This is a genomic window from Caballeronia sp. dw_19, assembly GCF_018449515.1.
In the GTDB taxonomy this organism is placed as follows: domain Bacteria; phylum Pseudomonadota; class Gammaproteobacteria; order Burkholderiales; family Burkholderiaceae; genus Caballeronia.
The window spans coordinates 62,078-68,524 of sequence record NZ_JAAVUQ010000042.1; the positions used below are offsets into that span (position 1 = coordinate 62,078).

At 60.2% G+C, this 6,447-nt stretch carries 6 protein-coding genes; 4 read left to right on the forward strand and 2 right to left on the reverse strand.

Annotated elements, in window-relative coordinates:
- Nucleotides 1-17: 17 nt before the first annotated feature.
- The 3 genes from HB376_RS34535 (at nucleotide 18) to HB376_RS34545 (ending at nucleotide 3,168) form a co-directional block, all read left to right on the forward strand.
- Nucleotides 18-1,256, forward strand: a complete 1,239-nt coding sequence (locus HB376_RS34535) for a PotD/PotF family extracellular solute-binding protein (protein WP_213768186.1) — start codon at nucleotides 18-20, stop codon at nucleotides 1,254-1,256.
- Nucleotides 1,257-1,340: 84 nt separating this feature from the next.
- A complete protein-coding gene (locus tag HB376_RS34540; protein WP_213768187.1) occupies nucleotides 1,341-2,255 on the forward strand; it encodes an ABC transporter permease in 915 nt (304 codons plus the stop codon).
- A 1-nt stretch (nucleotide 2,256) separates the two neighbouring features.
- The gene (locus tag HB376_RS34545; RefSeq protein ID WP_213768173.1) at nucleotides 2,257-3,168 is read left to right on the forward strand and encodes an ABC transporter permease; all 912 of its coding nucleotides are present in this window, start codon (nucleotides 2,257-2,259) and stop codon (nucleotides 3,166-3,168) included.
- A gap of 22 nt (nucleotides 3,169-3,190) precedes the next feature.
- Here HB376_RS34545 and HB376_RS34550 read toward each other — a convergent pair whose 3' ends face one another.
- Both HB376_RS34550 and HB376_RS34555 read right to left on the reverse strand, forming a co-directional pair.
- Complete coding sequence (locus HB376_RS34550) at nucleotides 3,191-4,429, reverse strand: alanine--glyoxylate aminotransferase family protein (RefSeq protein ID WP_213768174.1); 1,239 nt, start codon at nucleotides 4,427-4,429, stop codon at nucleotides 3,191-3,193.
- A 62-nt stretch (nucleotides 4,430-4,491) separates the two neighbouring features.
- Nucleotides 4,492-4,800, reverse strand: a complete 309-nt coding sequence (locus tag HB376_RS34555) for a DUF2917 domain-containing protein (protein ID WP_213768176.1) — start codon at nucleotides 4,798-4,800, stop codon at nucleotides 4,492-4,494.
- 185 nt (nucleotides 4,801-4,985) lie between these two features.
- Between HB376_RS34555 and HB376_RS34560 the strand changes: the two genes are divergently transcribed.
- The gene (locus HB376_RS34560; RefSeq protein ID WP_255631731.1) at nucleotides 4,986-6,350 is read left to right on the forward strand and encodes a PLP-dependent aminotransferase family protein; all 1,365 of its coding nucleotides are present in this window, start codon (nucleotides 4,986-4,988) and stop codon (nucleotides 6,348-6,350) included.
- The last annotated feature ends 97 nt before the right edge of the window (nucleotides 6,351-6,447 follow it).

Sequence of the window (6,447 nt, forward strand, 5' to 3'; positions counted from 1 at the left end):
CGACGGAAACCAGGGGTATGTCGCGCCGCACCTTGCTCAAAGGCGCGGTAGCCGCGGCGGGAATTGCCGGGTTTCCGTACGTGCATGCGCAGGAAAAGATCACGCTTCGCTACCTTGGCACGGCGGTGAACCAGAGTTCGGACATCGCGAAAAAATTCCAGGAAGATACCGGCATCCAGATCCAGTACATCCCGGTGACCACCGACGACGTCGCCAAGCGGATCATCACGCAGCCGAATTCATTCGATATTGTCGACACCGAATACTTCTCGCTGAAGAAGCTGATCCCCGCCGGCACGCTGGCCGGCATGGACGTAAAAAAGATCAAGCTCGCCGACAAGATCACGCCGGTGCTTACCCGTGGCGAGGTCGACGGCAAGAAGATCGGCGACCAGGGTACGGCGCCGAAGAAGGTAATGTTCCTGACGGGTGCGCGCTCGACTGAGTTCTCCGCGACGCCCACCGAATGGATGACGCTGATTCCCACCACCTACAACGCCGATACGCTCGGCATCCGTCCCGACCTGATCAAGCGCCCGATCACTAGCTGGGCCGAGTTGCTTAACCCCGAATTCAAGGGACGTGCCGCACTCCTGAACATTCCCGCGATCGGCATCATGGATTCGGCCATGGCAATCGAGGCAATGGGTCATGTCAAGTACGGCGACAAGGGCAACATGACCAAGGCCGAGATCGACCAGACGATCAAGATCCTGATCGAGGCGAAGCGCGCCGGCCAGTTTCGCGCGTTCTGGAAGGACTTCAACGAGAGCGTGAACCTGATGGCGTCCGGCGAGGTCGTGATCCAGTCGATGTGGTCGCCCGCCGTCACGAAGGTACGCACGATGGGAATTGCGTGCAAGTTCCAGCCACTGAAGGAGGGGTATCGCTCGTGGGCATCGGGCTTCGGGCTGCCGCGCTCATTGCAGGGCCGCAAGCTCGACGCAGCCTACGAGTTCATCAACTGGTTCCAGGACGGCTGGGCCGGGGCATACCTCATGCGCCAAGGCTATTACGCCGGTGTGCTCGAGACCGCCAAGACCCACATGCAGCCGTATGAATGGGACTACTGGATCGAAGGCAAGCCGGCCGCGCAGGACATCAAGGCGCCCGACGGCCAGTTGCTCGAAAAGGTCGGCACGGTGCGCGACGGCGGTTCGTACAACCAGCGCATGGGGGCAATCGCGTGCTGGAACGCGGTGATGGACGAGAACATCTACATGGTCCAGAAGTGGAACGAGTTCATCGCGGCTTAATGTGATTTAGCGCCAAGGCCGGCGTGCATGTCGCGTACTTCATGCACGCCGGCCACCTCTGTTTATCCAATAGGTAAAACCGCGATGGCATCGATCGAGCTTCCCATCCAGCCGCTGGAGGCGACCGTCAAGCACCGGCGTGCGGCCGCGTGGCTCCAGGCGACGCCGCTCGCGTTGACCTTCGTCCTGTTCTTTCTCGTGCCGCTGGTTATCACGCTGATCGTGAGTTTCTGGGACTTCAACGAATACCAGATCATCCCCGCGTTCACGTTCAAGAACTATGCGGCGATCTTCGATGGCTGTTCTTCAATGACCGATGTCTGCGTGACCTTCAAGACCTACTGGTCGACGATAAAATTCTGCGCGATCGTCTGGGCGGTGACGCTCGTGATCGGTTTTACGATCGCCTACTTCCTGTCGTTTCATGTCCGTTCATCAGGTATGCAGACGGTTTTATTCCTCGTTTGCACCATTCCGTTCTGGACCTCGAACGTGATCCGGATGATCTCGTGGATACCGCTGCTCGGCCGCAACGGGCTCGTGAACCAGGCGCTGCTTTCATCGCATATGATCGACAAGCCGCTCGAATGGCTGCTCTATTCGAACTTCTCGGTCGTGCTCGCCTTCGTGCATCTCTATACGTTCTTCATGATCGTGCCGATCTTCAACGCCATGATGCGTATAGACCGGTCGCTGCTCGAAGCCGCGCGCGACGCGGGCGCGAGCGGCTGGCAAGTGATCCGCGAAGTAGTGTTGCCGTTGTCGAAGACGGGGATTGTGATCGGCTCGATCTTTGTTATCACCATCGTCATGGGCGATTTCCTGACGGTCGGCGTGATGGGTGGGCAGCAGATTGCGTCGGTCGGCAAGATCATTCAGGTGCAGACCGGCTACCTCCAGTTTCCTGCCGCCGCGGCCAACGCGATCATCCTGCTGGCCGTCGTGCTGATGATTGTCTGGGCGCTGACGCGGGTAGTCGATATCCGCAAGGAGCTTTGACATGGCCGCGACTCGTCTGAATCTGAAACACCGCGAGCGGCGTCCCGCCAGTTTCTACTGGCTCGCGCTGGTGTTCGGGCTGTTCGTGCTGTTCCTCTACGGCCCGATCATTACTATCTTCATCCTGTCGTTCCAGGGACCGGAAGGCGGTCTCACGTTCCCCATGCGCGGTGTTTCGCTGCACTGGTTCGCAGTATTGCGTCAAGGCGTGGGCGACATCGACATCTGGGCCGCGTTCGGACGCTCGGTGCGTCTTGCCGCAGTCGTCACGGTGTTGACGGTGCTGTTCTCGGTCGCGGCAGGGCTCGCGTTTCGCAAGCGTTTTCGCGGCGACACGGCCGTGTTCTATGTGTCCGTCGCGAGCCTGATCATGCCGTCGATCATCGTGTCGCTGGGAATCGGGCTCACGTTCCGGCTGCTCGATAACGGCGTCAAGTATCTTGCCGGCGCGTGGGGCCATCAATCATTCGTCGACAACTACACCACGTCGATGGGCCTTTATACCTCGGCGCTCGGCGCACATTTGACGTGGACGCTGCCCTTCGGATTACTCGTGATGTTTGCTGTTTTCAATCGCTTCAACCCGGCGTATGAAGAGGCGGCCCGCGACCTTGGCGCGTCGCCCTGGCAGAGCTTTCGCCATGTAGTGTTGCCGATCATCGGGCCGTCGGTGATTGGGGTCGGGATGTTCGGCTTCACGTTGTCGTGGGATGAGATCGCGCGCACGTCGCAGGCTATCGGCGACCAGAACACGCTGCCGCTGGAGCTTCAGGGACTCACGACTTCCGTCACCACGCCCGTGATCTACGCGCTCGGCACGATGACCACGATGCTGTCGCTGACGGTGATGGTGGTGGGGCTTCTGACGGTTCAGTGGCTGAGCCGCCGACGGTCGAGGGCGCTCGCAGGCTGACCGTCGAAAGCTCCGTTGCAGATCACGCCGCCGATAACGACCGCTCCAGCGCGGCCACGCCGGCGGGAAGATCCACTGGCACGCCGAGGTCGATCATCGTCCGGCCGAGCGCATGGATGGTCCTGAAGAGATGATGCTCGCGGCATTGCTCGCCCATCTGACCGATCCGTACAATGGGTGCGCCGAACGAGCCTGCAATCTCGACATGGTGATGGCGCGAGATATGGGCGCACACATCGGAACCGCTGACGCCCTGCGGCAACGCGATACCCACGACCGAATTCAGCCGGCTCGGCTTCGGAACATAGAGCTTCAGCGCCAACGCTTCAACGCCCGCTTGCAGCGCGTTCGAACATCGCAGATGGCGCGCGAACCGGCGCTCGAGCGTCTCGGCGCAAACCAGCCGCAGCGCCTCATGGAGCGCGAGCACGCCCGACACTGGCGCCGTGTAATGGTAGGACGCGTTGTGCCAGAAGTTCGTTGCCAGCGCCGCGTCGAGGCACCAATGCGTGGGTGGGACGGGACGCGACATGATGCGTTGCCAAGCCGTTTCGGAGAACGCGAGCAGCGAGACGCCCGGGATCGATGACAACCCTTTCTGGCCCCCGGTGATCACGGCGTCGATACCCCATGCGTCCATCGGCAGCGGCATGGTGCTCAGCGTGCAGACCGCGTCGACAATCACCAGCGCGCCGGCGGCGCGGGCGACCGAGGCGATCGATTCGAGGCTGCGATTCCAGACGGTGTTGGACGTCTCGCCATGTACGATCGTCACGATCTCCGGACGAAACCGGTCGATAGCGTCCGCCGCTTGCTGCGTGTCCGCCGCGGTGCCGTCGACCACGTTCAGCGTTTCCACTTCAGCGCCGGTTCGCCTTGCCATCTCCGCCATGCGTTCGCTGAAGAAGCCGTTGCAGATGCAGAGCACGCGCGAGCCTTTCCACGCGAGATTCGTGATCGCCATTTCCATGGCAGCCGATCCCGGTCCCGCCACGCCCATCACCCATTTCGATTCGGTCTGGAACACATAGCGGGCCATTGTCTTGACCTGGCCGATAACCGCGGCCATGGTCGAGCCAAGATGGTTGATCACGACGCCGTTGGCTTTCGCCACGGCGTCGGGGATGGGTACGGGGCCGGCGCCCATCATCAGCAGAGGTTCTTCGGGAAGAATTGAAGAGAGCGGCAGGACCGTTGGACACGCGATGCTGAACGTATCCGGCGTGCCGGAATCTGCGGAAAGGGGGTATCGGTCGTTCATCAGGTTTCGTTTAATAAAGGCGTTATCGGATGGCTAAGCGGCGGGCCGCGGCCGCGATCCGTTCACATTGCCCGCGTCCTGCGCTGGCCGAAGCGGATCAGCAACCAGTAGAAAGCGAATCGCCGAGTGGGTGAGAATACCGGCGCCGAGGCCAAAACGAAACGGCTATTCGGCTCGGATGTGCTGATCCAGACCTTCGAACGCGGCGCAAGCTCAAGCGTTTCGCCTTCCCGCAGCCACCAGTCTTCCGACTCGCCTTCAATGGTCAGCCACACCGTACCCCGGCAAACCGTCAGGGTATGAGGCCGATCGATGAGCCAGCAGGCTGGCGCATCATGGGGTTCCTGCTCCAAGGTCCGGATTTCACGCATGTCCCTCTCCCATCACGGCCGCTCACAGAGAGACGGCCTCTTGACTGCATTATTTATTTAAACTCCAATCTTAGGAATGTACAGTCGCGAACAGTTGTGCCGTACTGTTCAGTGATTTTCCCTGCACACTTGAAGAGATCACGCACGCGATGAACCTCGTCATCGATCCGCATAATGGCGTTCCCATGACCGATCAGCTTGTGACCGGCATTTCGGGCCTGATCCGCTCGCGGCAGCTTTTGGCTGGTGTGAAGCTACCGTCTATCCGTGCCCTCGCGGCTACCCAGCAGATCAGCCGCTTTCCGGTTATCGAGGCATATGACCGGCTTTCGTCACTGGGGTTGATTGTGCCGAAGCATGGTTCGGGCTTCTATGTGGCGAATCACGTGGGGGGCGAGAGCGGCGCGTCGGGCGGTTCGGACCCTCGTCTTGCCGAGGAAGAATCGCATCAGATCCTGCAGCAGTTCAACTATCCCGGCGAGACCTTGAAGCTGAGCAGCGGCTTCGTGCCTGAAGCGTGGCGAGACATCGAGGGCATTGCCCAGACCGTGCGTCAGGTCATGCGGATGGACCCGAGCTGCGTGATCGACTACGCCATGCCGCATGGCGATGCGAACCTGAGGCACCAGATCCAGATGCGTCTCTCGATAGTCGGCATTGAGGCGGACATCTCGAACGTCATTGTTACGAGCGGTGCGAGCCAGGCGCTCGATCTGATTGTCCGCTTCATGCTGAAGCCGGGCGATACCGTCTTCGTTGAAGACCCTGGCTATTACAACTTGTTCGGACTGCTCAAGCTGCAGGGCGTCAGGATTGTCGGCGTTCCGCGTCTGGCGAGCGGGCCGGACGTTGATGTTGCCGAGCATTTGCTCAAGACCATCAAGCCGAAACTGTTCTTCATCAATACTGTGTTTCATAACCCGACCGCGACGAATGTCGCACCACAAGTTGCGTTCAAGTTGCTGCAACTCGCGCAGCAGCACGACTTCATGATCGTGGAAGATGACATCTATGCAGACTTCCAGGCAACACCGACTCAACGGCTTGCATCGCTGGATCAGCTCGATCATGTGATTTACGTGGGCGGGTTGTCGAAGACGTTGTCGTCGTCGTTGCGGATCGGTTATCTGGCGGCCAAGCGCGAGCTGATCAAGGATCTGGTCGATGTGAAGGTGCTCACCAGTCTGGGCGGTTCGCGCTTTAGCGAGTGCGTGGTGGCGGCGTTGCTTGAGCGCGGCACGTACCGCAAGTATCTCGAGCGTTTGCGGCGGCGCATTCACGACACACTGTCAACGGCTGTTCAGCGTCTTGAGGAGAACGGCTGGGAAGTTTTCGATGAACCGAGCGGCGGCAATTTTGTGTGGACGCGTGTGCCCGGAATAGAGGACTCGATGGTCCTGGTCGAGCACGCGTTGAAATTTGGTATCACGCTTGCGCCGGGGAGCTACTACCGTCCGAATGGTGAGGTGTCGGCGTGGGTGCGGATCAATACGGCTCATACCGACGATGCGCGTGCGATCCGGTTTTTTGAGTTTATGGGGGGAGGTTGATGTTCGCTCGCGCCGGTGGACGGGGGTTTTTAGGTTCTGGGGTTAGCGGTTCTGGGGCTATGGCGGGGGGGATTTTGGGGTTAGTGGTCGGGGTCAC

Bases quoted from the DNA above. Each gene is read 5' to 3' on its own strand.
- HB376_RS34540 (WP_213768187.1), top strand. From the start codon at position 1,341: ATGGCATCGATCGAGCTTCCCATCCAGCCGCTGGAGGCGACCGTCAAG.
- HB376_RS34550 (WP_213768174.1), bottom strand. From the start codon at position 4,429: ATGAACGACCGATACCCCCTTTCCGCAGATTCCGGCACGCCGGATACG.
- HB376_RS34555 (WP_213768176.1), bottom strand. From the start codon at position 4,800: ATGCGTGAAATCCGGACCTTGGAGCAGGAACCCCATGATGCGCCAGCC.
- HB376_RS34545 (WP_213768173.1), top strand. From the start codon at position 2,257: ATGGCCGCGACTCGTCTGAATCTGAAACACCGCGAGCGGCGTCCCGCC.
- HB376_RS34535 (WP_213768186.1), top strand. From the start codon at position 18: ATGTCGCGCCGCACCTTGCTCAAAGGCGCGGTAGCCGCGGCGGGAATT.
- HB376_RS34560 (WP_255631731.1), top strand. From the start codon at position 4,986: ATGACCGATCAGCTTGTGACCGGCATTTCGGGCCTGATCCGCTCGCGG.